This is a genomic window from Microterricola viridarii, assembly GCF_900104895.1.
GTDB classification, from domain to species: domain Bacteria; phylum Actinomycetota; class Actinomycetes; order Actinomycetales; family Microbacteriaceae; genus Microterricola; species Microterricola viridarii.
This window is the reverse complement of record NZ_LT629742.1, coordinates 126888-151217: the sequence shown is the minus strand read 5'-3', so window position 1 is coordinate 151217 and position 24330 is coordinate 126888. Positions and strand designations below refer to the sequence as shown.

Below are 24330 nucleotides of genomic sequence, written 5' to 3'. Positions count from 1 at the left end.
GTGGCGCGGAGGCCTGCGAACTGGCGCACGGCGGCATGCGCGTGCACAGCAGCAGGGGTGCCGGATGACGGGCGCCGCCGCGGACGCGCCGGACGCTGCGCAGGCCGCGGCATCCGCGCGCCGCGCCGTCGAGGCCGTGTGGCGGATCGAGTCCGGCCGCCTGATCGCCACGCTGGTGCGCTTTGCCGGTGACGTCGGCCAGGCCGAGGAACTGGCCCAGGACGCCCTCGTCGACGCGCTCGAGCAGTGGCCGCGCTCCGGCGTCCCACGCAACCCGGGGGCCTGGCTCACCACCGTCGCCAAGCGCCGGGCGATCGACCAGTGGCGCCGGCAGGCCGCGTTCGAGCACCGGGCCGCGGCGCTCGCCGAGGAGCTGCGGGTCGCGGATGCCGCGGCCGAGGCGGCCGCCGCGGCATCCGGAACCGCGCCGGCCGCCGCCGCCGCGAGCGCGCTGGCCGGGGCCCCGCTGTCGGTGCAGACCCGACCGGACCTCGCCGTGCTGCAGCCGATCGACGACGAGCTGCTGCGGCTGATCTTCATCGCCTGCCACCCGGTGCTCGGCCGCGACGCCCGGGTCGCGCTCACCCTGCGCCTGCTCGGCGGGCTCACGGCCGAGCAGATCGCCCGGGCCTTCGTCGTGCCGACCGCGACCATTCAGCAGCGCATCGTGCGCGCCAAGAAGGCGCTGACCGCCGCCGGGGTGCCGTTCGAGGTGCCGGAGCGGGCCGAGTTCGCCGCCCGGCTCGACTCGGTGCTCGCCGTGGTCTACCTGATCTACAACGAGGGCTACTCGGCCAGCTCCGGCGACGACTGGATGCGGCCGGAGCTCTGCCGGGAGGCTCTGCGGCTCGGCCGCGTGCTCGCCGAGCTGCTGCCGCGGGAGCCCGAGGTGCACGGGCTCGTCGCCCTGATGGAGATCCAGTCCTCGCGGCTGGGCGCGCGCACCACGCGGGAGGGCGAGCCGATCCTGCTGCTCGAACAGGACCGCGGCCGCTGGAACCAGCTGCTGATCCGGCGCGGCCTCGCCGCCCTCGAGCGGGCGGAGCGCTGCGCGGCCGCCCGCGGGACCGAGCCCGGGGGCTACCAGCTGCAGGCCGAGATCGCCGCCTGCCATGCCCGCGCGCTGACGGCGGATGCCACCGACTGGGCGCAGATCGCCGACATCTATGCGCGGCTGGCCCGGCGGGTGCCCTCGCCCGTCGTCGACCTCAACCGCGCGGTCGCGCTCGCGATGGCGCGCGGGCCGGCCGTCGGGCTCGTGCTGGTGGACGCGCTCGTCGCCGAGGGCCGGCTCGCCGGCTACCACCTGCTGCCGAGCGTGCGCGCCGACCTCTTGCAGAAACTGGGTCGGCGGGAGGAAGCTCGGGAGGAGTACGAGCGCGCGGCGGCGCTCGCCGGCAACGAGCGAGACCGCGCCCTGCTGCTGAACCGGGCCCGTGCGCTCGGACCGCGACGCGGCTGAGCGGCATCCGCTCTGCGACCGTTCCGGCCCACCGCGCCGCCCAACCAGCCCGGAATACCCCTAGGGGGTATATGGTTGAATCGTCTGACGGAGGGAATGCGCCATGCAGAACGAGACACGACACGGGGCGGATGACGCGCACACGAGCCATGCCAGCCACGAGATGACCGGCCACTACCCGGGCTCGCACGAGCACGGTGCCCACGACATGGCCGCCCACGAGCACGCCGGCCACGACATGAGCGGCCACGCCGGCCACGACATGGACGACCACGCCGTGCACTCGCATGGCGAGCACGCCGGGCACAGCGTCGCGATGTTCCGCGACAAGTTCTGGTGGAGCCTGGTGCTCTCCATCCCCGTCGTGATCTTCAGCCCGATGGTCGCGCACCTGCTCGGCTACCACCTGCCCGAGTTCCCCGGATCCACCTGGATCGCCCCGGTGCTCGGCACCGTCATCTTCTTCTACGGCGGCCTGCCCTTCCTGCAGGGCGCGGTGCGCGAGCTCAAGAGCCGCCAGCCCGGCATGATGACGCTCATCTCGATGGCGATCTCGGTCGCCTTCATCGCCTCCTGGGCGACGAGCCTCGGCTGGGGGCTCGACCTCGACTTCTGGTGGGAGCTCGCGCTCCTCATCGTCATCATGCTGCTCGGCCACTGGATCGAGATGCGGGCACTCGGCGCGGCATCCGGGGCCCTCGACGCCCTCGCGGCCCTGCTGCCGGACACCGCCGAGAGAGTCAACGGCGCCGCCACCAGCAACGACATCACCGAGGTGGCCATCGGCGAGCTCGCCGCCGGCGACGTCGTGCTCGTGCGCTCCGGTGCCCGCGTCCCGGCCGACGGCGTGATCGTCGACGGCGCCGCCGAACTCGACGAGTCGATGATCACGGGGGAGTCCGCCGCCGTGCCGCGCGCCGTCGGCGACACGGTCGTGGCCGGCACCGTCGCCACCGACAGCGCCATCCGGGTGCGGGTGACCGCCGTCGGCGACCAGACCGCGCTCGCCGGCATCCAGCGCCTCGTCGCCGAGGCCCAGGCCTCCAGCTCGCGCGCCCAGGCGCTCGCCGACCGCGCCGCGGCGCTGCTGTTCTACTTCGCCGCCGGGGCCGGCGTCCTCACCTTCATCGCCTGGATGCTGCTCGGCAGCGTCGACGACGCCATCACCCGCACCGTCACGGTGCTCGTGATCGCCTGCCCGCACGCCCTCGGCCTGGCGATCCCGCTGGTCATCGCGATCTCGACCGAGCGCGCGGCCCGCGCCGGCGTGCTCGTGAAGAACCGCCTCGCCCTCGAGCGCATGCGCCACGTCGAGGTCGTGCTGTTCGACAAGACCGGCACCCTCACCAAGGGCGAGCACGCGGTGACGGATGTCGCCGTCGCCGGCGGTCAGCAGCGCGGCGAGGTGCTGCGCCTGGCCGCCGCGACCGAGCAGTCGAGCGAGCACCCGGTGGCCCGCGCCATCGTGGCCGCCGCGCTCGCCGAGGCCGCCCAGCGTGCGGATGCCGCCGCGCCAGAGGACGAGGCGCGCTTCGGCCACGTCGCCGACTTCCGTTCCCTCACCGGCATCGGCGTGCGCGCCGTCGTCGACGGCGCCGAGTACGCGGTCGGCGGCCCGCGCCTGCTCGCGGACGAGAACCTCGAGGTGCCGGCCGAAATGCAGCAGGAGGTCGACGGGTGGAAGGCCCGCGGCGCCTCCGTGCTGTACCTGGTGCGCGCCGGCTCCGCCGCGGCAGCCGTGCCCGCGGCAGCCGTGCCCGCGGCAGCCGTGCCCGCGGCCGCTGTGCTGGGCGCCTTCGCCCTGCAGGACGAGGTGCGCGCCGAGTCGCGCGCGGCCATCGCGGCACTGCACGCGCGCGGCATCCGGGTCGCCATGATCACGGGTGACGCCAAGCAGGTGGCGGATGCGGTCGGCGCCGACCTCGACATCGACGAGGTGTTCGCCGAGGTGCTGCCCGGCGACAAGGCCGCGCAGGTGGCCGAGCTGCAGGCGCGCGGACTCACGGTGGCGATGGTCGGCGACGGCGTGAACGACGCCCCCGCGCTGGCCCGCGCCGACGTCGGCATCGCGATCGGAGCCGGAACCGACGTGGCCGTCGAGTCGGCCGGCGTCGTGCTGGCCGCCAACGACCCGCGGGCCGTGCTCTCGATCATCGAGCTCTCGCACGCGAGCTACCGCAAGATGATCCAGAACCTGGTCTGGGCGGCCGGCTACAACGTCATCTCGGTGCCGCTGGCCGCCGGAGTGCTGGCCGGGGTCGGCTTCGTGCTCTCGCCCGCGGCAGGAGCCGTGCTGATGTCGCTCTCGACGATCGTCGTCGCGCTGAACGCCCAGCTGCTGCGCCGCATCAACCTCGACCCCGCGCGCCTCGCCCCGGCCGTGCGCGGGCAGCGCGCGCCGGTCGCCTGATCGCGCGGATGCCGCAGGCTGCGGTGTCCGTGGATCCGCTCGGGGCTTCGGGCGCTGCGCTGCTCCTTCGTCGCGGCGCGGCGCCCTCCAGCCGACGTGGGGAGCGGAGGGGCGGCGCGGGTCGACCCAGTCCCGTTGGCTCGAGGGAGCGCCAGCGACCGAAGCCAACCGCGCGAGACCGGCGCCCTCGAGCCGACGTGCAGATCTCCCGGTGGTCGAGTAGGCCCGCTAGGGCCGTATCGAGACCCGGTTTCCGGCGGGAGACCGTCTCTCGTGCGGGGTCTCGATACGCTCGTTCCTCGCTACTCGACCAGCGGTTCGGGTTGGCTCCGGGGCTTCGGTCGCTCGTTCCTCGCTCCCTCAGCCGACGTGGGGAGGGGAGTCGACGTGGGGAGGGGAGCCGCGGGATCCCCTAGCTGCGGGCCTTCGCCGGGATCAGCACCTCGCGGATCAGCAGGATGATGCCGGCCGAGATCGGGATCGCCACGAGCGCGCCGCCGAGGCCGGCCAGCGTGCCGCCGGCGAGGGCCGAGATCAGCACGATCGAGCCGGGCACCTGCACCGCCTTGCTCATCACGCGCGGGGTGAGGATGTACGCCTCCACCTGCATGTAGATCAGCATCGAGATCAGGGTGATCAGTGCCGCCGTCGGCGAGACGAAGAGCGCGATGACCGTCATGAACGCCGTCGTGATGACCGTACCGATGAGCGGGATCAGCGTGATGAAGAACACGATGACGCCGACGATGAACGCGAAGCTCACGCCGACCAGGCTGAGCACGATCACGCTGAACACCGAGTTGATGAACGCCAGCACGACCATGCCGCTCAGGTAGCGTCCGACCGAGTCCAAGATCCTGTTGGCGTACCCGCTGAACACCTCACGGTGGGATGCCGCGACGAGCGAGTAGGCGGCGATCTTCATGGTGTCGAGGCCCGCCACGAACCAGATGGTGAGCACCGCGACGAAGAAGGCGCTGCTCACGGCATCCGTCACGGCGACGCCCACCTGCAGCGCCCCGCCGCCGATCGTCGCCCAGAACTTCGGGTCGGAGATCGTCTTCTGGGCCCAGTCGGTGATGTTGCCGATGACGCCGCCGGTGCGTTCGTCGAGCTGGGCGAACCAGCCGCTCGACTCCAGCGCAGCGAACTGCGCGGGCACTGTGCGCACGAATTCCTGGATCTGACCGACCAGGAACGGGATCACGATGAGCAGGATCGTGGCGATCAGCCCGACGATGAGCGCGATCACGGTGACGATCGCCCAGCCCCGCGGCAGCCCGAGCTTCTGGAACCAACGCAGCAGTGGGTCGAGCCCGAGGGCGATGAACAGCGCGGCGAAAACCGAGATCAGCACCGAGCTGAGGTTGAACAGCGTGAGCGCGAGCACCAGCGCGATGAGCACGCCGATCGTCACCGTGAAGCCCCAGCGCAGCGGGTGCTCGTGGAACATGCTCGGCTTCGGGTTGTGCTGCTCTGCGCGTGCGCGGTGCACGATCGTTCCGCGTGGCATGGGTGGCCCCCTCGTTGTGGCAGCCTCGTGGCGACCGACTCGTTGCCAACAGTATGTCCTGCCGGGGGAGCGGATGCCGCGTTGACGCGCCTACGCGCTCTTGCCGGGAACCACCAGCTCCTTGTAATAGCTGGCGTGCGCGGGGTAGTAGTGCTCCCACTCCGGCAGCGTCTTGCCCGCACGGGCGGCGATCAGCCGGTCGAGGTAGTAGTCCCAGCCGGGGCCCATGGTCGCGGCCTCAGTGGGGTTGTGCAGGCGCTGGCCGAGGGTCAGCGTGGTCAGGCCGCCGGCCTCGGTGAGGTGGCAGAACACGCGCATCTTGTCCGGCCCCTCCCGCGACTCGGCCAGGAAGCTGTGCGGGGCGTGGCACTCCAGGATGCTCACGTACTCCCACTCGGCCTCCGGCTCGCTGGTCATGCGGAACTTGACCCCGCCCGTGTACGGCTGCCCGGTGTAGGTGCCGATCCACTTCTCCATCTCGTGCGGATTCGTCAGGCTGAACCAGACGTCCGCGATCGGTGCGGCGAAGAGCCGGTCCAGCAGCAGGTAGAGGCCGTCATCGCGGTGGGCGAATCGTCCGGTGGGCTTGGGTGACATGTCGACCTCCGCGTGCTGCAGTTGCCAGGCCCGGGGGAACAACACCCCACCGAGTCATTCTTTGCTTCAGGCTACCCCCACGATGCTGGCGAAGGGCAAGGAATAATTCGCCCGGCGCGGGGCGAGCTCTCAGAGCTCCGCGTCGTACGCCGCCCTGCTCTGCTGGATCTCGTCGTGGTGGGCATCCGCCCAGCGCACGAGGCCGAGCACCGGCTCGATCAGGGTGCGCCCGAGCGGCGTGACCTCGTACTCGACGCGCGGCGGAATCTCGGGGTAGCTGGTGCGCGAGACGAGCCCGTCGCGCTGTAGCTGGCGCAGGGTGTGGGTGAGCATGCGGTGCGAGATGCCGGTCACGTTGCGGTGAAGCGCGGTGAAGCGCTGCGGGCCGGCGTCGAGCATGCCGATGACGAGCAGGCTCCACTTGTCGCCGATGCGGGCCAGCACGTCCTTGATCAGGCCGCTGCCCGAATGGCCGGCGCTGCACGGCCCCCGGTCCTCCAGGGTCCCATCGATGCCTGTCTCAGCCATGTCGAACGCCTCCATTACTTACCTTCAGGTGCGTGACGCACCGAGAAGTGCAGGGCCCCAGTGCGGAATGATGACTGACTGTCCGTGCGTTACTCACTAATCGTAACCATCGGATGCCCGCATCCACCGACTCTGGGAGAACACATGACCATCGCACTCTGGATCGCCACCGGCGTCCTCGCCGCCCTCTACCTGCTGGCCGGGTTCATGAAGGCCACGACGCCCTACGAGACGATCGGCACGAAGATGCCGTGGGTGAACAGCTTCAAGCCGAGCCAGGTGAAGACCATCGGCGTGCTCGAGGTCCTCGGCGGCCTGGGCCTCGTCCTGCCGCAGGCAACCGGGATCCTGCCGTGGCTCACGGTCGTCGCCGCCTTCGCACTCGTCCTCGTGCAGATCGTGGCCGCCGTCGTGCACGTGCGCCGCCGGGAGTTCTCCTCGCTGCCGATCAACGGCGTGCTCGCCGTCTTCGCACTGGCCGTCGGGGTGCTCTGGCTCGTCTAAGAACGGCCTGCGGGGCGCGGCGGGGCGTGCGGGGCGCGGCGTGTCGTCTGCGCTAGCATCGCGAGTAATCAGGGGGCAGCGATGCTCCGGTGCACGGTCACGGCGCACCGTCCATGAGTGAGGGGAACGAATGTCCACGAAGTCCAGTGCAGCCGTCAACGTGGCGGCGAAAGCCTCGTGGCTACCCCTGATCGTCGTCGTCCTCACCCAGATCCAGGCGTCCTTCGCCGTGAACGCGCTCACCGTGTCGATGGCCGGCATCACGAGCGACCTGGACACGCCGGCCACGTCGGTCGGCACCGCGATCACGGCGGGCACCTTCGCCATGGCGGCGTTCATCCTGCTCGGCGCCAAGATCGGCGCCCGCTTCGGCACCCGCCTGGTGTTCCAGATCGCCGTCGTCATCCACGGACTGGCGATGGCGGTCGTGGCGCTCGCCCAGACGCCGGCGATGCTGTTCGTGGCGCAGGCGGCATCCGGTGCCGTGATCGCCCTGATCGCGCCCGCCCTCACCGTGTTCATCGCCAGCAACTTCAAGGGCGAGCAGCAGGCCCGCTCGATCGGCCTGCTCGCCGCCGCCATCCCGGCGGCCGGCGTGCTCGCGCTGCTCATCGCCGGCGCCTTCGCGTCGACGATCGGCTGGCGCTGGTCGTTCGCGCTCATCGTCGGCCTCGCCGTCATCAACCTCGCCCTCAGCTTCCGGCTGAAGAGGATCGAGCCGCAGAAGGACCTGCTCATCGACTGGGTGGGCGCGCTCTACGCCGCCGTGTCGGTGATCCTGCTCAGCTTCGGCTTCAGCGGCCTGGCCAGCTGGGGCGCCGTTCTGGCGACGGATGACGCGCCGTTCAACATTCTCGGGGTCTCGCCGGCCCCGGTCCTGATCGTGGCCGGCATCATCGTCGGCCAGCTGTTCTTCTCCTGGATCCGCAAGCAGCAGAAGGCCGGCAAGCCGCGCATCTTCGACCTGGCCGTGCTGAAGAGCAGCAAGGAGAAGGCGATCACCGCCTGCATGGCGATGATGCTCTTCGTCGGCACCGCCGCGAACTTCCTCATCCCGCTGTACCTGCAGGTGGTGCAGGGCCGCACCAGCTTCGAGACCTCGCTCGCGATCATCCCCTACACGCTGTCCATCTTCCTGGCCAGCACCTTCGTCGCCAGCCTGTACAAGCGCTTCCCGCCGCGGCAGATCGCCCGCGCCGGCTTCGTCGTCGTGGCCTTCGGACTGATCCTGCTCGCCTTCACCATCCAGTACGGCTGGGGCCAGGCGTTCGTGGTGATCGGCCTCATCACGCTCGGCCTTGGCCAGGGCTCGATCGTCGCCCTCGTCTTCAACACGCTGCTCTCCGCCGCCCCCAAGCGCCTCGCCGGCGACGTCGGCGCCTGGCGCGGTCTCGTGCACAACATGTCCGGCTCCGTCGGCATCGCCGTCGCGAGCGTCTTCGCCGTGACCCTGCTCGGCACGCTCATCCAGACCGCCGCCGACGACCACCCGGAGATCCCCTCCTCGCTAATCGAGCAGGTCGACATGAACAACGTCAACTTCCTCACCAACGAGCAGCTGGCCGTTGTGCTCGATGCGACGACCGCGGACCAGGTCCAGGCGGATGCCGCGTTCGAGATCAACGCCGAGGCGCGCCTGCGCGCTCTGCAGATCTCGCTGCTCGGCCTGGCCGGCATCGCGCTGCTCGCGATCGTGCCGGCGGGGCGGATGCCGAACCGCCTGCCCGGCGACCTGCCCGAGCTGCTGGAGACCAACCCGCGGCGCGGCGACGAGGAGCGGGACGACGCGGAGATCGCCGCGGCCGAAGCCGACGCGCGCTAGCCGCAGCGTTAGCCTGAGGAGTACGGGCCACGCTCACGCCTCCGCCCGCAGGAACCACACTGAGACACCGCGCTGAACAATTGCGCTCAACAACTGCGCTGAACAGCGCTGAACAATTGCGCCGAACAACCGCGCAGAAGAACCGCGCCGAACCGAGGAGACGCCAATGCCCGAACTCGACCACACCCTCATCCCGGGCGACTTCGCCCGGCTGCCCTCCCAGGCGGCGCCCGCCACGGTGGTCTTCGTCGACGAGTTCTCGCCGGAGCTGGACGCCACGGGCTACTTTGTCGCCGCAGAAGGCGACGTCGCCCCGCAGCTCGGCGCCACGCGCGAGCAGCTGGCGACGCTCGGCTTCGAGGGCAAGGCCGGCCAGACGCAGACCGTGCTCACGGCATCCGGCGCCCTGGCGATCGCGGTCGGGCTCGGCAGCCTCGAGCTGGCCGCGCTGGAGGGTGAGCAGGTCGACGCCGACGCAGCGGATGCCGCCGCGAACGCCCTGCGCGACGCCGGCGCCGCCTTCGCGCGCGCCGCGGCCAGCCACGCCCGCATCGGGCTGGACCTCGCCTCCATCAGCGCGCTCGGATCCTCTGCCGCGCTCGACGCGGCCGGCGTCGACGCACTCGTCGAGGGCGTGCTGCTGGCCCGCTACCGCTTCAACGCCCTCAAGGCGAAGCCGAAGGGCACCGCGCTGGAGACGCTCGAGCTGCGCGGCGCTGCCCACATCGACGGCGCCGCCGAGGCCGTGCGCCACGCCGTGATCGGCGCCCGCGCCGCCAACGTCGCGCGCGACCTCTGCAACAACCCTCCCGGCCACCTGACCGCCACGAACATCGCCGACCTCGCCGTCGAGCTGGCCGCCCAGCACGGCTTCAGTGCCGAGGTGTTCGACAAGCAGGCGCTCATCGAGCTCGGCTGCGGCGGCCTGCTCGGCGTCAACGCCGGCAGCCACGAAGAGCCGCGCATGGTCAAGCTGCACTACACGCCGGCATCCGGTGCCCCCGCCGAGCGCGGCCACCTGGCCCTCGTCGGCAAGGGCATCATGTACGACTCGGGCGGAATCAGCCTCAAGCCCTCCGACCCCATGCACCTGCTGATGAAGATGGACATGGGCGGCGCGGCGGCCGTGCTCGGCGCGTTCACCGCGCTCCGCGACCTCGGCGTGGAGACCGAGGTCACCGGCTTCCTGATGTGCACCGACAACATGCCCTCCGGCACGGCGACCAAGCTCGGCGACGTGCTGATCGCCCGCAACGGCACCACCGTCGAGGTGAAGAACACGGATGCCGAGGGCCGCCTGGTCATGATGGATGCCCTCGCGCTCGCCGCGGAGGAGAAGCCCGACGCGATCGTCGACATCGCCACGCTCACCGGCGCCGTGCTGATGGCACTCGGCCAGGCGACGGCCGGCGTGATCGGCAACAACCAGGACGTCGTCGACCAGCTGCTGGATGCGGCGGCCACCGTCGACGAGCCGGCCTGGCAGCTGCCGCTGGAGAAGAAGTACCGCAAGCAGCTGGACTCCGACATCGCCGACCTCGGCAACATCGGCGGCCGCTTCGCCGGCGCGACGACCGCCGCACTGTTCCTCAACGAGTTCGTGGACGGGCTGCCCTGGGCGCACCTGGACATCGCCGGCACGATGCAGTCCGACTCCGACGACGCGTGGCGCTCGGCCGGGGCGACCGGCTACGGCGCACGCCTGCTCGCCGACTTCGCGCTGAACTTCACGCGCGTTCAGTAGGGGCGCCCGCCCACGTTGGCTCCCGGGCTTCAGGGGCTGCGCTGCTCCTTCGTCGCGGCGCGGCTCCCTCCAGCCGACGTGCATCTGCACGTTGGCTCGAGGGAGCGCCAGCGACCGAAGCCAACACCGCCCCCGTTGGTCGAGTAGGCCCGCTAGGGCCGTATCGAGACCCTGGCAGGGCGTGAAACTGTGTCGGGTGCGGGGTCTCGATACGCTCGTTCCTCGCTACTCGACCAGCGGGGTGGGGCCTCTCTCCCGTTGGCTCGAGGGAGCGCCAGCGACCGAAGCCAGCGTCGCTCCCGTTGGTCGAGTAGGCCCGCCAGGGCCGTATCGAGACCCGGTTTTCAGCGGGGGGCTGTGTCGGGTGCGGGGTCTCGATACGCTCGTTCCTCGCTACTCGACCAGCGGTGGGGTGCGACCCTCCTGTTGGCTCGAGGGAGCGCCAGCGACCGAAGCCAACAGCGCCGCTCCCGTTGGTCGAGTAGGCCCGCTAGGGCCGTATCGAGGCCCTGGCAGGGCGTGAAACTGTGTCGAGTGCGGGGTCTCGATACGCTCGTTCCTCGCTACTCGACCAGCGGTGGGGTGCGATCCTCCCGTTGGCTCGAGGGAGCGCCAGCGACCGAAGCCAACATCGCCCGACACCCACACCCACGCAGCAGGAGCAGCTAGAGCGACTCCTCCAACACGGCCATGGCGGCATTGTGCCCGCCCAGCCCGCTGACTGCCCCGCCGCGCACCGCGCCGGAGCCGCAGATCAGCACGCGCGGGTGCGCCGTCGCGACGCCCCAGCGCTCCGCCGCCGTGTCGCGGGGCGCGTCGTCCTCCAGGAACGGCCAGGACAGCGGGCCGTGGAAGATGTTGCCGCCTGAGAGGTTCAGCGCGTGCTCGAGGTCGAGCGTCGTCTTCGTCTCGATGCATGGGTTGCCGGCGGCATCCAGCATGACGACGTCCTCGATCGGTTCGGCCAGCACTGAGTTCAGCGAGGCCAGCACGGCCGCCTGCAGGCGCTCGCGGGTGGCGTCGTTGTTCTCCTCCGTCAGCCAGCGGTCCGGCGCGTGCAGGGCGAAGATGGTGAGCGTGTGCGCTCCGGACTCCGCGAGCTCCGGCCCGAGGATCGTCGGGTCGGCCAGCGTGTGGCAGTAGATCTCGCACGGCAGGATGTCGGGGATCTCGCCGCGCGCGGCCTCGGCGTATGTGCCCTCCAGCTGGCTGTACAGCTCGTTGATGTGGAAGGTGCCGCCGAAGGCTGCCTCGGGCGTGACGGTGGTGTCGCGCAGCTTCGGCAGCCGCTTCAGCATGAGGTTCACCTTGACCTGCGCACCTTCCGGGCGGGCGGCGACGGCATCCTCCGGGGCGTTGGCCGGCACCCCGACGCGGGCGCTCGATGCCCCGCCGGCGGCCAGCAGCTGGTCCAGCACGTAGGGGGAGATGTTCGCGAGCACCGTGGTGCCGACCGCGACCCGCTCGTGGCCGTTGCGCAGGTAGCGCACGGCGCCGTCGGCGGTGACGCTGACCACATCGGCGCCGGTGACGATCCGCGCCCCGGCGAGTCGGGCGGCGCGCTCGATCTCGCCCGAGACGGCGCCCATGCCGCCGATCGGCACGTGCCAGTCCCCGGTCTCGTTGCCGATCACGTGGTAGAGGAAGCACCGGTTGGCGTCCAGGGAGGGGTCGTCGCTTGAGGTGAAGGTGCCGATCAGCCCGTCGGTGGCGACGACACCGCGCACGAGGTCGCTGTCGAAGCGCTCGGTGATCACCTGGCCGAGCGGGCGCTCGAAGAAGCTGGCCCAGAGCGCGTCGTCGTCGACCAGGCGGCGCACCTCGCTGCGCGTCGGCAGCGGCTCGCACACGGTCGGGAACAGGGCCTCCGCCACGCGCGCGGTGTCGGCGTAGAAATCGTTCCAGGCGGCGAAGTCGCCGGCGGCGCCGACCCGGGCGAAGGAGGCGCGGGTAGCCCGGCGGTTGCTGTTGTCCACGAGCAGGCCGGTCTCGGTATCGGCCGGGTTCGGGGTGTACGAGCTGAAGCGGCGGTGGGCCAGGCGGATGTCGAGGCCGAGCTCGTCGATGATGCGCTTCGGCAGCAGGCTCACCAGGTACGAGTAACGCGAGAGCCGGGCGTTGACGCCCTCGAACGGCGCGGCCGAGACGGCCGCGCCGCCCAGCCGCTCCTCGCGCTCGAGCAGGAGCACGCTCTTGCCAGCCTTGGCGAGGTAGGCGGCCGCAACGAGTCCGTTGTGCCCGCCGCCGACAATCACAACGTCGTGAGTAGCTTCAGTCATGGATCGAGCCTAGAGGCTGCGGATGCCGCCCCAGCCCGGCCCCGGACGGCTCAGTATCCGCCGTTGCTGGAGTCGGCGTTGTCCAGGGTTCCGATCTCGGCGTCCGCGTCGTTGAAGACCGTCATCGTCGTGCCCTCGATCGTCGCCGTGTTCAGCGCGGACAGCCAGGTGTCGACGCCCTCGCAGGCCTTCAGTGTCGTCGCGACGTTCTCGAAGTCGATCGTGGTGCCGTCCAGCTGCCATCCGCCGTTCAAGGTGTTGCAGCCGTCGGAGCCGGTGAAGCTGCCGTCATCCGAGAAGGTCAGGAACGGAACGCCCGTCGTGTCGACGGTGCCCCAGGTGCCGACCGGGTCCGGGCCGCCGGGCGTGCCGGCGCCGCTGTTCGCGCAACCGGAGAGCCCGAGGGCCGCGACAGCCGCGACGGCGATGACAACCGCCGCGCGGGTGCGGCCGGCGCGGGCGCCAACGGTCCGTCGGCCTGAACTGTGGCGGGGGAGGGTACTCGTCATCTGTGGCGTCCGTTCGCGATGTGTGCCGGCCGTGGCCGGGCCCGATGCGCTCCACGGTAGCCCGTGCGCAGCGGGTATGCGAGCAATGGGATCAAAACGTTAGCGCCAGCACTACTCTCGAGCCATGGACCCCATCGCGATCACGCTGGCCATCCTGCTGGTTGCTGTCATCGCCTTCGTGTCGAACAGGGTTCCGGTCGGGATCGTCGCCCTCGCCGTGGCCATCTCGCTCTGGGCGACGGGCATCCTCACCCTGGGTCAGGCGCTCGCCGGCTTCGCCGACCCGACGGTGTTGTTCATCGCCTCGCTGTTCGTGGTGAGCGAGGGACTGGACGCGACCGGTGTGACCGCTTGGGCCGGCCAGAAGGTGATCGGCGCGGCGGGCACGAGCACCCGCAAGCTGCTCGTCTACATCATGCTGCTGGTCGCGGTGCTCACCGCGCTGATCAGCGTGAACGGCGCCGTCGCCGCGCTGCTGCCCGTCGTCGTGGTCGTCGCGGTGCGCGCCGGCCTCGCCCCCTCGCGGCTGCTGCTGCCGTTGGCCTTCGCCGCGCACGCGGGCTCGCTGCTCGCCCTCACCGGAACCCCGGTCAACATCATCGTCTCCGAGGCGGCCGTCGAGGCCGGCGATCGCGCGTTCGGATTCTTCGAGTTCGGCCTCGTCGGGGTGCCGCTTGTCGTCGGCACGCTGCTGATCACGATGCTCCTCGGCAGCAGGCTCGTCCCCGTGCGCGCGGCCAGCGTCATGCCGCGCGACCTGAGTGACCACGCCCGCGTGCTGCGCTCGCAGTACGAGCTCGCCACGCCGCCGAACGAGCTGATCGGCGCCGAGGGCGGCATCGCCGAGGTCGTCATCCCGCCGCGGTCCAGCCTGATCGGGCTCAAGGTCTTCCCTGGCATGTGCACGCCGAGCGGCTCTCTGGTCATCCTGGCCGTGCAGCGCGGGGGCGAGCAGGTCGAGGGGCCGGATGCGACGCTGGCCGCCGGCGACACCCTGCTGCTCGAGGGCAGCTGGGATGCGCTCGACGAGCACACCGCCGACCCCGATGTCCTCGTCGTCGACCCGCCGGATGTGCTGCGCCGCACGGTGCCGCTCGGCCCGCGCGCCGGCTGGGCCATCGGCATCCTGGCCGCCATGATCGCCGCGCTGGCGACGGGCCTCGTGCCGGCGGTCATCGCTGGCCTCGTGGCGGCGATGGCCATGGTGCTCACCCGCGCCGTGTCGGTGACGCAGGCCTACCGCAGCATCTCGTGGACGACGGTCGTGCTCGTGGCCGGCATGATCCCGCTCTCGACCGCGTTCATGCAGACCGGCGCGGCCGACCTCATCGCCGACGGGCTGCTCGGCATGGTCGGCGACGCGGGCCCGCAGGTGGCGCTGTTCGCGCTCTGCCTGATCACCGTCGTGCTCGGCCAGCTCATCAGCAACACGGCCACGGTGCTGATCGTCATCCCGGTGGCCGTCTCGGTGGCCGCGACGAAAGACGTCTCGGTGCTGCCGTTCCTGATGGCGCTGACGGTCGCCGGCGCCGCCTCCTTCCTCACCCCGATCGCCACCCCGGCGAACATGATGGTGATGGGGCCGGGTGGCTTCAGGTTCACCGACTACTGGAAGCTCGGCCTGCCGCTGCTCGTCTTCTTCCTGGCCGTCGCGACCTTCTACGTGCCGCTGATCTGGCCGTTCTGAGCCGATCTGGCCGTTCCGAGCCGCGGCCGGGCATTTCGTTGCGCGTTAGTGACCCGGATGCCGCGGCGGCGCCCCTACGATGAGCACATGATCCGCTTTCTGATTCGGTCCGGTATCTTCGTCGTCTCCGCCGCGCTCGGTCTGCTCGTGGCCATGTGGCTGCTGCCCGAGTTCAACCTGAGCTGGAGCGGCGGCATCGTGGCGGTGCTGGTGTTCGCCGTCATCCAGAGCGTGATCAGCCCGTTCCTGCTCAAGGTGGCGGCCCGCAACGCGCCCGCCTTCCTCGGCGGGATCGGCATCGTCTCGACCTTCGTCGCCTTGTTCGTGGCGTCGCTCTTCCCCGGCGGCCTCACCATCGACGGTTGGCGCACCTGGGTCCTGGCACCCGTGCTGGTGTGGATGGTCACCGCACTGGCCACCTTCTTCCTGCCGATGGTCTTCCTGAAGAAGGGCGTCGAGAAGAAGCGCAACGCCTCGGCGCTGCCGATCGGCTAGCGCGGACTCCGGCCGCGGACTCCGGCCGCGGAACCCGGCCGCGGATCCCGGCCGCGCCCCCGGCCCCGGCATCCGTTTCGGAGGCCGACGGCGGATCGGGAGGCCGGAATCAGCGGGCAGCTGCCGCCCGATCTCCCGTTTGCCTCCCGATCCGCCTCCGCCTCCCGCGCGATGCGCAGGAGCGCGGGCTCAGGGGTGAGCGGTGCCGGCGATCGCGCGGGCGAGCGCCGCGCGGCAGGCGGCGACGCCCGGCCGGCCGGCGCTGGAACGGCGCGCGGAGGTGAACACGTCGCGGTGCGGGTTGCCGGCCAGCTCCACCAGCTCGACGCTCGGCGCCTCCCCGGCCCAGACGAGGTCCGGCAGCAGCCCGACCGCGTTGCCGGAGCGGATCAGCCGGATGTGCGTCATCAGGTCGGCCGTCTCGAAGCGCACATCCGGCTCGAAACCGGCCGCCCGGCAGAGCTGGGTTGCCCAGAGCCGGGCGGCGGTGCCCTTCGGCTCCATCACCCACGGCCGCGACGCGGCGTCCGCCAACGTCGCGATGCGGGTCTCGGCAGGCCCGCCCGGCACGGCATCACTGAGCGGGCCGGGGGACGCCGCCGGACCGGTCGCCAGCCGGATGACGTCGGTGACGAGGTGCACCCGGTCCAGGTCCGGCCGGTGCTCGCGGGTGTGGCCCGGGTACTGCTCGGCGACGACGAGGTCGAAGTCGCGCGCGGAGACGTCGAACAGGCCGGCATCCGGTTCGCGCTCGGTCACCTCCACCCGCAGCTCGGGGTACTCGGCCGCCAGGATCGTGAGCGCCTCGGGGATCACGGCATGGGCGGCCGACTGGAACACGGCCAGGCGCACCGTGCCGCTGACCGTGGTGAGCGAGGCGGCGAGCTCGCCCTCGGCCCGCTCCAGCGTGTCGAGCACCTCCGCCGCGCGGGCGACGAGCAGCTCGGCCTGCGGGGTGAGCAGCACGCGCCGCCCGGCCTTGGCCAGCAGCGGAATGCCGACCTCCTTCTCGAGCAGGGTGAGCTGCTGTGACACCGAGGACGGGCTGTAGGCGAGCGCCTCGGCCACGGCCGCGAGCGTTCCCCGCAACTTCACTTCCCGCAGCAGCCGCAGCCGCCTCACGTCCAGCATGCGCTCTCCTCTCGTCCCGCGCCCCGCCTCCCCAGTTGCCGAATTTCGGGGGTGCGCCGGCCGCCGCACCCCCGAAATTCGGCAACTGGGCAGTCGTTGGGCGGGTGTTGGGCAGGCGCTGGGCGGATGCCGCGACATCCGTTCAATGATTCGATTCTACTTACTGATAACCGTCAGAAACATTTGCTTTACCGAAGTGTTTCGTGGCCTCACACTGGAGAAACCCGCAGCAGATCTGCAGCCAGCGCGCCCCAGCGCCCGCTCTGACCCTTCGTCGAAAGAACTAGTCTCGTGACCATGCCGCACTCCTCCAGCACCGAACTCCAGGCTGATGGCCCCGACGCCCGCGAACTCGAGACGGCGACCATCGCGCTCGTGAAGAAGTGGCTGGCCGACAGCGCCAACGCCCCGGCCGACCCGGCCGCCGAGCGCCTGGCCGGCGTGCTGAAAGACCCCAACGGCCTCGACTTCACGGTCGGCTTCGTCGACGGCGTGATGCGGCCGGAGGACCTCATGGTCGCCGGGCACAACCTGCAGGCCGTCGCAGGCAAGACACCGCGCTTCCTGCCCTGGTACATGCGGGGCGCCGTCGGCCTCGGCGGCATCCTCGGCCCTGTGCTGCCCTGGGTCGTCATCCCCGCCGCTCGCCGCGTGCTCCGCGAGATGGTCGGCCACCTCGTCGTCGACGCGACGCCGGAGAAGCTCGGCCCCGTGATCGAGCAGCTGCGCTCCGGCGGCAACCGCCTCAACCTCAACCTGCTCGGCGAGGCCGTTCTCGGCCAGAAGGAGGCCGACCGCCGCCTCGCGGGCACCCGCGAGCTGCTGGCCCGCCCCGACGTCGACTACGTCTCGATCAAGGTCAGCGCGGTCTCCAGCCAGCTCTCCATGTGGTCATTCGACGAGGAGGTCGAGCGCACCGTCGAGCGGCTCACCCCGCTCTACGAGCTGGCGGCGAACTCGGCGCCGGTCAACGGCCGCACCAAGTTCATCAACCTCGACATGGAGGAGTACCGCGACCTCGACCTCACCATCGCGGTGTTCGAGCGCATCCTCGACCAGCCCCAGCTGCTGGAGCTCGAGGCCGGCATCGTGCTGCAGGCCTACCTGCCCGACGCGCTCCGCGCCCTGCAGGGCCTGACCGAGTGGTCCAAGCGCCGCCGGGCCCGCGGCGGCGCCCCGATCAAGGTGCGCCTGGTCAAGGGCGCCAACCTGGCCATGGAGCACGTCGACGCCGCCGTGCACGAGTGGCCGCTCGCCACGTACTCCACCAAGCAGGACAGCGACACCAACTACAAGCGCGTGCTCAACTGGGCGCTCACCTACGAGAACACGGATGCCGTGCGCATCGGTGTCGCCGGGCACAACCTGTTCGACGTCGCCTTCGCCTGGCTGCTGGCCGGCCAGCGCGGCGTGCAGAGCAACATTGAGTTCGAGATGCTTCTCGGCATGGCCACCGGCCAGGCCGAGGCCGTGAAGAAGGACGTCGGCGAGCTGCTGCTCTACACGCCCGTCGTGAACCCGGCCGAGTTCGACGTGGCGATCGCCTACCTGATCCGCCGCCTGGAGGAGAACGCCAGCCAGGAGAACTTCATGTCGGCCGTGTTCGAGCTGAACACCTCCGCCGCGCTGCTACAGCGCGAGACCGCGCGCTTCCAGGCGTCGCTGGCCGAGCTCGACACCGTCGTGCCCGGCCCGAACCGCCTGCAGAACCGCGCCGCCGAGAAGGCCGGCCTCGCCGGCTACGAGCTGGTCGACGCGCTGCGCCCGCCCGCCAACGTCGAGCCCGGCGAGTCCGCCGACCCGAACCTGACCGAGGTCGTGCTCGGCCTCAGCCGGGGCGAGATGGCCGCGGCCATCGACGCGTACGAGCCGGAGGCCGTCACGGCCGCCGCGCACGCCGTCGCCGCCGCCGTTGCCCCGGAAGCCGCCGCGCACACCGGCTTCCGCAACGAGCCGGACACCGACCCGGCCCTGCCGGCCAACCGGGCCTGGGGCCGCGCGATCCTGACGAGGGTCGAGGGCTCGACCCTCGGCACCGACGTCATCGACGCCGCCCAGATCGGCGACCCCGCCGTGCTCGAGCGCGTGATCGACACCGTCGCCCACACCGGCGCCGAGTGGGGCAAGCGCAGCGGCGCCGAGCGCGCAGCCGTGCTGCACCGGGCCGGGCTGGCGCTGGCCGCCAACCGCGGCCGCCTCATCGAGGTGATGGCATCCGAGACCGGCAAGACGATCGCGGAGGCCGACCCCGAGATCAGCGAGGCGATCGACTTCGCCCACTACTACGCCGAGCGCGCCAAGGAGCTCGACGCCGTGCAGGGCGCGCGCTTCGTGCCGTCCAAGCTCACGGTGGTCACCCCGCCGTGGAACTTCCCCGTCGCCATCCCGGCCGGCTCGGTGCTCTCCGCGCTCGCCTCCGGCTCCGGCGTCATCATCAAGCCGGCCAAGCTGGCCCGCCGCTCCGGCGCGATCATGGTCGAGGCGCTCTGGCAGGCCGGTGTGCCGCGCGAGCTGCTCGCCCTCGTCGACTTCGCCGGCGAGGCCCGGCACGAGCTCGGCCGCCAGCTGGTGTCGCACCCGTCCGTCGACCGCGTCATCCTGACCGGCGGCTACGAGACCGCGCAGCTGTTCCGCTCCTTCCGCCCCGACCTGCCGCTGCTGGCCGAGACCAGCGGCAAGAACGCCGTGATCGTCACCCCGAGCGCCGACCTCGACCTCGCGGCGTCCGATGTCATCAAGAGCGCCTTCGGCCACGCCGGCCAGAAGTGCTCGGCCGCGAGCCTCGTGATCGTGGTCGGCTCCGTCGCCCGCTCGCGCCGCTTCGAGAGCCAGCTGGTGGATGCCGCCAGCTCGCTGCAGGTCGGCTACCCCTCGAACCCGGAGACCCAGATGGGGCCGATCATCGAGCCGGCGTCCGGCAAGCTGCTGCACGCGCTGACCCAGCTCGGCGCCGACGAGAGCTGGCTGGTCGAGCCCAAGCAGCTCGACGACAGCGGCCAGCTCTGGTCGCCCGGCATCCGCACCGGCGTCGCGGCCGGCTCCTACTTCCACCTCACAGAGTTCTTCGGCCCGGTGCTCGGCGTGATGCACGCCCGCACGCTGGAGGAGGCGATCCGGATGCAGAACGCCGTCGACTACGGCCTGACCGCCGGCCTGCACTCCCTGGACGCCGAGGAGCTCGCGATCTGGCTCGACACCGTCGAGGCCGGCAACCTGTACGTGAACCGCGGCATCACCGGGGCGATCGTGCAGCGCCAGCCGTTCGGCGGCTGGAAGCGCTCCTCGGTTGGCGCCGGCACCAAGGCCGGCGGCCCGAACTACCTGTTCGGGCTCGGCACCTGGGTCAACGACCCGGGCACGACCAGCCAGACGCTGCACCTGCGCGGGCTGGACCAGTGGGTGACCACCCTCATCGAGGCCTCGCAGCCCGTGCTCGGCTACGAGGAGTTCGACGTGCTGCGCCGCGCCGCGCTCAGCGACGCGATCGCCTGGGCCGACGAGTTCGGCACGGCGAAGGACGTCTCGGCGCTCGGGCTGGAGCGCAACGTGTTCCGCTACCGGGCACTGCCCATCACGGTGCGCGTCTCGGAGGCCGCCAGCCTCGGCCACGCCCTGCGCGTCATCGCGGCCGGCGTCCTCTCCCGCTCGCGCTTCGAGGTATCGACGGCGCACGCGCTGCCGGCCGGCGTGCTCACCCTGCTGGAGTCGCGCAGCGTGACGGTGGCGGTCGAGTCGGATGCCGCCTGGCTGGAGCGCGCGGCATCCGCCGGCATCGGCACCGAGCGGGTGCGCCTCGTCGACGCGATCGGCGGCGGCGCCTCCGCGGCCCTCTCCGCCGCACTCGGCGGCAGCCCCGACGTCGCGATCTACGACCACGAGGTCACCCAGGCCGGTCGGGTCGAGCTGCTGCCGTTCCTGCGCGAGCAGGCGATCTCGATCACCGCGCACCGCTTCGGCAACCCGAGCACCCTCAGCGAGGGCGTCATCTAAGCTGTTCGCTGGAGAAAACCCAGGATGAGAGTGGTGCGGGCCCTGTAGGGAGGGCCCGCACCGCTCTCATCCTGTTTTTGTGCCGGTGCGCGGACTCAGCCGGCGTCGAGGGCGGCGCGCACGGCCGCCAGCGCGTCGCGCGGGGCGACGCCCAACTGCCCGGCGCGCTCGGCGAAGGCCCGCGCGGCCAGCTGCAGTTGCGCCGTGGTCGGGTCACCGGTGGCCGCGACGAAGCTGCCGGAGCGTCCGCGGGTCTCGATCACGCCGTCCTTCTCGAGCGCGCGGTAGCTCGAGGCGACTGTGTTCACGGCGAGCTCGAGCTGGCCGGCCAGGGCGCGCACGGTGGGCAGGCGGGTGCCGGCCGGCAGTGCTCCGTTCTGCACCGCGGCGAGAAGCTGCATCCGCAGCTGCTCGAACGGCGGCGTCGATCCGGCCTTGTCGATCTTCAGCGGCAGCTCCATCGCGGCTCCTTGCTCGGGCGCCTGCGGCGCGTTCAGGCCAAGGCTACCGGCGCGAACGCCCGCACCCCGGCTACGCTCGGTGCGTGGACTGGTTGAGGGAGCTTGCCCCGACGCTGCTCGGCGTCGGGCTGCTCGTGTTGATCACCACCGTGGTGGCGTGGCGCTTCCGCCTGCCAGCCCCGTTCGCCCCCGTGCTGGCCGTGCTGCGCGGCGCCGCCCAGTTGGCCGCCGTCAGCCTCATCCTCACCGGCGTGATCGGCAACCCGCTCTGGGTGGCGGCCGGCCTCGCCGTCATGTTCATCGCCGCCGTGGCCACCAGCACCCGGCGCATCGGCTTCACCCGGCGGCACCTCGCCGACGTCGGCCTGGCCATGGGGATCGGCGTCGCCACCGCGCTCGTCGTGGTCTTCGCGACGGGGGCGATCGAGTTCACCCCGCGCTACGTCTTCGCCGTCGGCGGCATTGTCATCGGCAACGCGATGACCGTGGCCACGCTCACCGGGCGACGCTTCGGCGAGGCGGTGATCGATCACTGGGAGGAGGTCGAGGGCTGGCTGGCGCTGGGGGCGACGCCCCGGCAGTCCACCCTGACGCTGGCCAGGCGGGCCGCCCACTTCGCCCTGGTGCCCTCGATCGACCAGACCAAGACGACCGGCCTGGTCACGCTGCCCGGCGCCTTCGTCGGCGCCATCTTCGGTGGGCTCTCCCCGCTGGAGGCCGGCCGCTTCCAGATCGTCGTGCTGGCCTCCGTGCTGGCCGCCGGGGCGATCGTCGCCGTCACCCTGGTGAGCGCGCTCGGCCCGGTGCGGCAGAAGCCGGTGCCGCACCGGAGCTGAGCGGGTCAGATCACCTTGTACTGCTCCAGCAGCTGGCCAATCATCGTCTTCTCGACATAGTGCTTGGCGAAGCCGGGCACCGGGACGTTCTTGCCGTCGCGCAGGTAATGCACCGACTTCATGACCTGGCGCACGTCGTAGATCGAGCCGAACACCTCCGGCACGCCCCGGTCGACGCCGAGCAGTTGGTAGACCGCCTCCATCCCGGTGCGCACCGAGTACTCGGTCGTGAAGATGCAGTCGCGCGTCGACTCGGCGAACTGGCCGATGAAGGCAAAGTTGACCACGCCCTCCGGCACCACCTCCGGACGGTCGCCCGCGGTGCGGGGCAGGAAGAACGCGGTGATGAACGGCATCATGCACGGCCTCGTGATGGCGCCGGTCGCGGCCAGCTCGTCGATCTGGTCGACGGGAACGCCGAGGTGGAAGAGCCACTCCCTGGTGATCTCCTCGCCGGTGCAGTCCCGCATCGGCTTCTTCACGTAGTCGCCGTCGACGTCGGTGAAGAGCCCGTAGAACCAGACAACGGTCTGGTCGTCCGGCTGCGCCTTGAAGTGCGGCTGCCGGTTCACCGTCCAGGACAGCAGCCAGGCGGAGTCGCGGACCGAGACGATGCCGCCCGTGACGACCTTGCCGGAGCGGGTGGGCCGCTTGGCGATCTTCTCGATGTAGGCGGGGATGCGCTCGTCGAGCGTCGTGATGCTCGCCGACTCCCACTGCGACTCCTCCGGGCTGGTGCAGAACTTGTCTGGCCGACCGAAGGAGGGGTGCTGTGCGGCGATGTTGCGCCAGAGGTGCCAGCTGCCGCCGTCGTGCACGACCGGGTCGAAGGCCGCCGCGGTCTTGTGGTCGCCCCACTGCGAGTTCTCGACGAGGGAGCCGTTGGTGACGAAGACCAGGTCGTCCTCGGTGAGGTCCAGCCCGCCCTCGACGCCGTCCCTGATCCAGACGATGCGCTTGGCCACCTTCTTCGCGTCATTCGCCGCGCCGGAGATGTCGAAGGTGACATCCATGACCCTGGTGTTGTTCTGCAGCTTCACCCCCTGCCCGCGCAGCCAGGCGACCAGCGGCATCACGAGGGATTCGTACTGGTTGTACTTGGTGAACTTGAGGGCGCTGAAGTCGGGCAGCCCGTCGATGTGGTGGATGAACCGCTCGACGTAGAGCTTCATCTCGAGCGCGCTGTGCCACTCCTCGAAGGCGAACATCGTGCGCCAGTACAGCCAGAAGTTCGAGTCGAAGAACTGCTGGCCCATCACCTCGTTGATGCGCTTGTCGTAGAGCTGCTCGTGCGTGGCCAGCACGAGGTCGGTCAGCTCCTTGGTCGCCCGGGCGCCGAGCGTGAAGTTCATGCCGGTCTGGGCGTCCTGGCCCTGGTTGATCGTCGCACGCTGCAGCGAGAAGTTCGGGTCCTCCTTGTTCAGCCAGTAGAACTCGTCGAGCACCGAGCCGTCGACCTCGAGCGACGGGATCGAGCGGTAGAGGTCCCACAGGCACTCGAAGTGGTCCTCCATCTCGCGGCCGCCGCGAATCAGCCAGCCCGTCTCGGCGTTGCCCGCCCCGTCGAGCGCTCCGCCGTCGACCGAGGAGGCCTCGAGCACGGTGATGCGTTCGCCCTTCATCTGGCCGTCCCGGATCAGGAACGCCGCCGCGGCGAGCGAGGAGAGGCCGGCCCCCACGAGGTAGGCGGACTTGCTGTCGACGCCGTCCGGCTTCTTGGGCCTGGCGAACGCCTCGTAGTTTCCGTTGCTGTAATACATCTCTGCACTTACCTTCCCTCGGGAACACGGTTCCACCAGTCTGCGCCGACCGGCCGCTGACGGCTAGGGCGCGTTGTGGTTCCGCGAGGGAGGCGCGCGGGGTGGCGCTGCGGGCTAGTCGCCGCTGCGCTGCACCAACCGCGAGAGCACGATGGCGCTGCGGGTGTGGTCGACGTTGGGGGCGATGCGCAGGCGCTCCAGGGCGTCCTCGAGGCTCGGGATGTCACGGGAGCGCAGGTGCACGATGGCGTCGGCGCTGCCCGTGACGGTGCCGGCGTCGACGACCTCCGGCACGGCGGAGAGGATTCGGCGCAGCTCGTCGGGGGCCACCGTTCCGCGGCAGAACAGCTCCACATAGGCCTCGGTGCTCATGCCGTCGACGGCCGGGTCGACCTGGATGGTGAAGGCGCGGATCGTGCCGTCGGCGACGAGGCGGTCGACGCGGCGTTTGACGGCGGATGCCGACAGCCCGACGACCGATCCGATGTCGCCGTAGCCCGCTCGGGCGTTCTGGCGGAGGAGATCGAGGATGCCGCGGTCCAGATTGTCCATCCCGTCACTCTACGCCGATTCATTGCGCTGACCGGCAGATATGCGCAGAA

General features: G+C 70.9%; 18 protein-coding genes. 9 read left to right on the top strand and 9 right to left on the bottom strand.

Annotated features, from left to right (window positions below; translation table 11 throughout):
* The first annotated feature begins 64 nt into the window (after positions 1-64).
* Both BLT62_RS00655 and BLT62_RS00650 read left to right on the top strand, forming a co-directional pair.
* Entirely contained in the window at positions 65-1462 is a 1398-nt protein-coding gene (locus BLT62_RS00655) for an RNA polymerase sigma factor (protein ID WP_083362322.1), read from the top strand.
* A gap of 103 nt (positions 1463-1565) precedes the next feature.
* The gene (locus BLT62_RS00650; RefSeq protein WP_083362321.1) at positions 1566-3872 is read left to right on the top strand and encodes a heavy metal translocating P-type ATPase; all 2307 of its coding nucleotides are present in this window, start codon (positions 1566-1568) and stop codon (positions 3870-3872) included.
* Positions 3873-4284: 412 nt separating this feature from the next.
* Here BLT62_RS00650 and BLT62_RS00645 read toward each other — a convergent pair whose 3' ends face one another.
* From BLT62_RS00645 to BLT62_RS00635, 3 genes are all read right to left on the bottom strand, one after another.
* Complete coding sequence (locus BLT62_RS00645; protein ID WP_083362320.1) at positions 4285-5385, bottom strand: AI-2E family transporter; 1101 nt, start codon at positions 5383-5385, stop codon at positions 4285-4287.
* A gap of 90 nt (positions 5386-5475) precedes the next feature.
* A complete protein-coding gene (locus BLT62_RS00640) occupies positions 5476-5982 on the bottom strand; it encodes an SRPBCC domain-containing protein (protein WP_156786201.1) in 507 nt (168 codons plus the stop codon).
* Positions 5983-6111: 129 nt separating this feature from the next.
* Positions 6112-6510 carry a winged helix-turn-helix transcriptional regulator gene (locus tag BLT62_RS00635; RefSeq protein WP_083365231.1) on the bottom strand — a complete coding sequence of 133 codons (399 nt, stop codon included), beginning with the start codon at positions 6508-6510 and terminating at the stop codon, positions 6112-6114.
* A 144-nt stretch (positions 6511-6654) separates the two neighbouring features.
* Here BLT62_RS00635 and BLT62_RS00630 point away from each other — a divergent pair, with 144 nt between their 5' ends.
* The 3 genes from BLT62_RS00630 to BLT62_RS00620 all read left to right on the top strand — a co-directional run bounded on the left by BLT62_RS00630 (position 6655) and on the right by BLT62_RS00620 (position 10580).
* Positions 6655-7014, top strand: coding sequence for a DoxX family protein (locus BLT62_RS00630; RefSeq protein ID WP_083362318.1), 360 nt, complete (start codon positions 6655-6657; stop codon positions 7012-7014).
* 130 nt (positions 7015-7144) lie between these two features.
* Entirely contained in the window at positions 7145-8836 is a 1692-nt protein-coding gene (locus BLT62_RS00625) for an MFS transporter (RefSeq protein ID WP_083362317.1), read from the top strand.
* Between the two features lie 166 nt (positions 8837-9002).
* Entirely contained in the window at positions 9003-10580 is a 1578-nt protein-coding gene (locus tag BLT62_RS00620; RefSeq protein ID WP_083362316.1) for a leucyl aminopeptidase, read from the top strand.
* A 665-nt stretch (positions 10581-11245) separates the two neighbouring features.
* Here BLT62_RS00620 and BLT62_RS00615 read toward each other — a convergent pair.
* Both BLT62_RS00615 and BLT62_RS00610 read right to left on the bottom strand, forming a co-directional pair.
* Positions 11246-12859, bottom strand: a complete 1614-nt coding sequence (locus tag BLT62_RS00615) for a phytoene desaturase family protein (protein ID WP_083362315.1) — start codon at positions 12857-12859, stop codon at positions 11246-11248.
* Between the two features lie 50 nt (positions 12860-12909).
* Positions 12910-13368 (bottom strand): META domain-containing protein, encoded by a 459-nt coding sequence (locus BLT62_RS00610; protein WP_083362314.1) that lies wholly within the window; start codon positions 13366-13368, stop codon positions 12910-12912.
* A 124-nt stretch (positions 13369-13492) separates the two neighbouring features.
* Here BLT62_RS00610 and BLT62_RS00605 point away from each other — a divergent pair, with 124 nt between their 5' ends.
* On the top strand, positions 13493-15055 hold the full coding sequence (locus tag BLT62_RS00605; protein ID WP_083362313.1) for an SLC13 family permease: 1563 nt from the start codon (positions 13493-13495) through the stop codon (positions 15053-15055).
* A gap of 87 nt (positions 15056-15142) precedes the next feature.
* Positions 15143-15550 (top strand): phage holin family protein, encoded by a 408-nt coding sequence (locus BLT62_RS00600; protein WP_083362312.1) that lies wholly within the window; start codon positions 15143-15145, stop codon positions 15548-15550.
* 189 nt (positions 15551-15739) lie between these two features.
* Here BLT62_RS00600 and BLT62_RS00590 read toward each other — a convergent pair whose 3' ends face one another.
* Positions 15740-16681 (bottom strand): LysR substrate-binding domain-containing protein, encoded by a 942-nt coding sequence (locus tag BLT62_RS00590; RefSeq protein WP_083362310.1) that lies wholly within the window; start codon positions 16679-16681, stop codon positions 15740-15742.
* 297 nt (positions 16682-16978) lie between these two features.
* Between BLT62_RS00590 and BLT62_RS00585 the strand changes: the two genes are divergently transcribed.
* Complete coding sequence (locus tag BLT62_RS00585; protein WP_083365230.1) at positions 16979-20671, top strand: bifunctional proline dehydrogenase/L-glutamate gamma-semialdehyde dehydrogenase; 3693 nt, start codon at positions 16979-16981, stop codon at positions 20669-20671.
* A gap of 95 nt (positions 20672-20766) precedes the next feature.
* Here the strand turns inward: BLT62_RS00585 and BLT62_RS00580 are convergent, their stop codons facing one another.
* On the bottom strand, positions 20767-21132 hold the full coding sequence (locus tag BLT62_RS00580; protein WP_083362309.1) for a GntR family transcriptional regulator: 366 nt from the start codon (positions 21130-21132) through the stop codon (positions 20767-20769).
* 83 nt (positions 21133-21215) lie between these two features.
* Between BLT62_RS00580 and BLT62_RS00575 the strand changes: the two genes are divergently transcribed.
* A complete protein-coding gene (locus tag BLT62_RS00575) occupies positions 21216-21968 on the top strand; it encodes an ABC transporter permease (RefSeq protein WP_083362308.1) in 753 nt (250 codons plus the stop codon).
* A gap of 5 nt (positions 21969-21973) precedes the next feature.
* Here BLT62_RS00575 and BLT62_RS00570 read toward each other — a convergent pair whose 3' ends face one another.
* Positions 21974-23728 (bottom strand): oleate hydratase, encoded by a 1755-nt coding sequence (locus BLT62_RS00570; RefSeq protein ID WP_083362307.1) that lies wholly within the window; start codon positions 23726-23728, stop codon positions 21974-21976.
* A gap of 114 nt (positions 23729-23842) precedes the next feature.
* A complete protein-coding gene (locus BLT62_RS00565) occupies positions 23843-24280 on the bottom strand; it encodes an Lrp/AsnC family transcriptional regulator (protein ID WP_083362306.1) in 438 nt (145 codons plus the stop codon).
* Between the last annotated feature and the right edge of the window lie 50 nt (positions 24281-24330).

What these genes read in the sequence shown, in the direction of transcription:
- BLT62_RS00590 (WP_083362310.1), bottom strand. Translation starts at nt 16,681, where the DNA reads ATGCTGGACGTGAGGCGGCTGCGGCTGCTGCGGGAAGTGAAGTTGCGG.
- BLT62_RS00655 (WP_083362322.1), top strand. Translation starts at nt 65, where the DNA reads ATGACGGGCGCCGCCGCGGACGCGCCGGACGCTGCGCAGGCCGCGGCA.
- BLT62_RS00640 (WP_156786201.1), bottom strand. Translation starts at nt 5,982, where the DNA reads ATGTCACCCAAGCCCACCGGACGATTCGCCCACCGCGATGACGGCCTC.
- BLT62_RS00650 (WP_083362321.1), top strand. Translation starts at nt 1,566, where the DNA reads ATGCAGAACGAGACACGACACGGGGCGGATGACGCGCACACGAGCCAT.
- BLT62_RS00605 (WP_083362313.1), top strand. Translation starts at nt 13,493, where the DNA reads ATGGACCCCATCGCGATCACGCTGGCCATCCTGCTGGTTGCTGTCATC.
- BLT62_RS00645 (WP_083362320.1), bottom strand. Translation starts at nt 5,385, where the DNA reads ATGCCACGCGGAACGATCGTGCACCGCGCACGCGCAGAGCAGCACAAC.
- BLT62_RS00610 (WP_083362314.1), bottom strand. Translation starts at nt 13,368, where the DNA reads ATGACGAGTACCCTCCCCCGCCACAGTTCAGGCCGACGGACCGTTGGC.
- BLT62_RS00570 (WP_083362307.1), bottom strand. Translation starts at nt 23,728, where the DNA reads ATGTATTACAGCAACGGAAACTACGAGGCGTTCGCCAGGCCCAAGAAG.
- BLT62_RS00600 (WP_083362312.1), top strand. Translation starts at nt 15,143, where the DNA reads ATGATCCGCTTTCTGATTCGGTCCGGTATCTTCGTCGTCTCCGCCGCG.
- BLT62_RS00585 (WP_083365230.1), top strand. Translation starts at nt 16,979, where the DNA reads ATGCCGCACTCCTCCAGCACCGAACTCCAGGCTGATGGCCCCGACGCC.
- BLT62_RS00565 (WP_083362306.1), bottom strand. Translation starts at nt 24,280, where the DNA reads ATGGACAATCTGGACCGCGGCATCCTCGATCTCCTCCGCCAGAACGCC.
- BLT62_RS00625 (WP_083362317.1), top strand. Translation starts at nt 7,145, where the DNA reads ATGTCCACGAAGTCCAGTGCAGCCGTCAACGTGGCGGCGAAAGCCTCG.
- BLT62_RS00635 (WP_083365231.1), bottom strand. Translation starts at nt 6,510, where the DNA reads ATGGCTGAGACAGGCATCGATGGGACCCTGGAGGACCGGGGGCCGTGC.
- BLT62_RS00630 (WP_083362318.1), top strand. Translation starts at nt 6,655, where the DNA reads ATGACCATCGCACTCTGGATCGCCACCGGCGTCCTCGCCGCCCTCTAC.
- BLT62_RS00580 (WP_083362309.1), bottom strand. Translation starts at nt 21,132, where the DNA reads ATGGAGCTGCCGCTGAAGATCGACAAGGCCGGATCGACGCCGCCGTTC.
- BLT62_RS00615 (WP_083362315.1), bottom strand. Translation starts at nt 12,859, where the DNA reads ATGACTGAAGCTACTCACGACGTTGTGATTGTCGGCGGCGGGCACAAC.
- BLT62_RS00620 (WP_083362316.1), top strand. Translation starts at nt 9,003, where the DNA reads ATGCCCGAACTCGACCACACCCTCATCCCGGGCGACTTCGCCCGGCTG.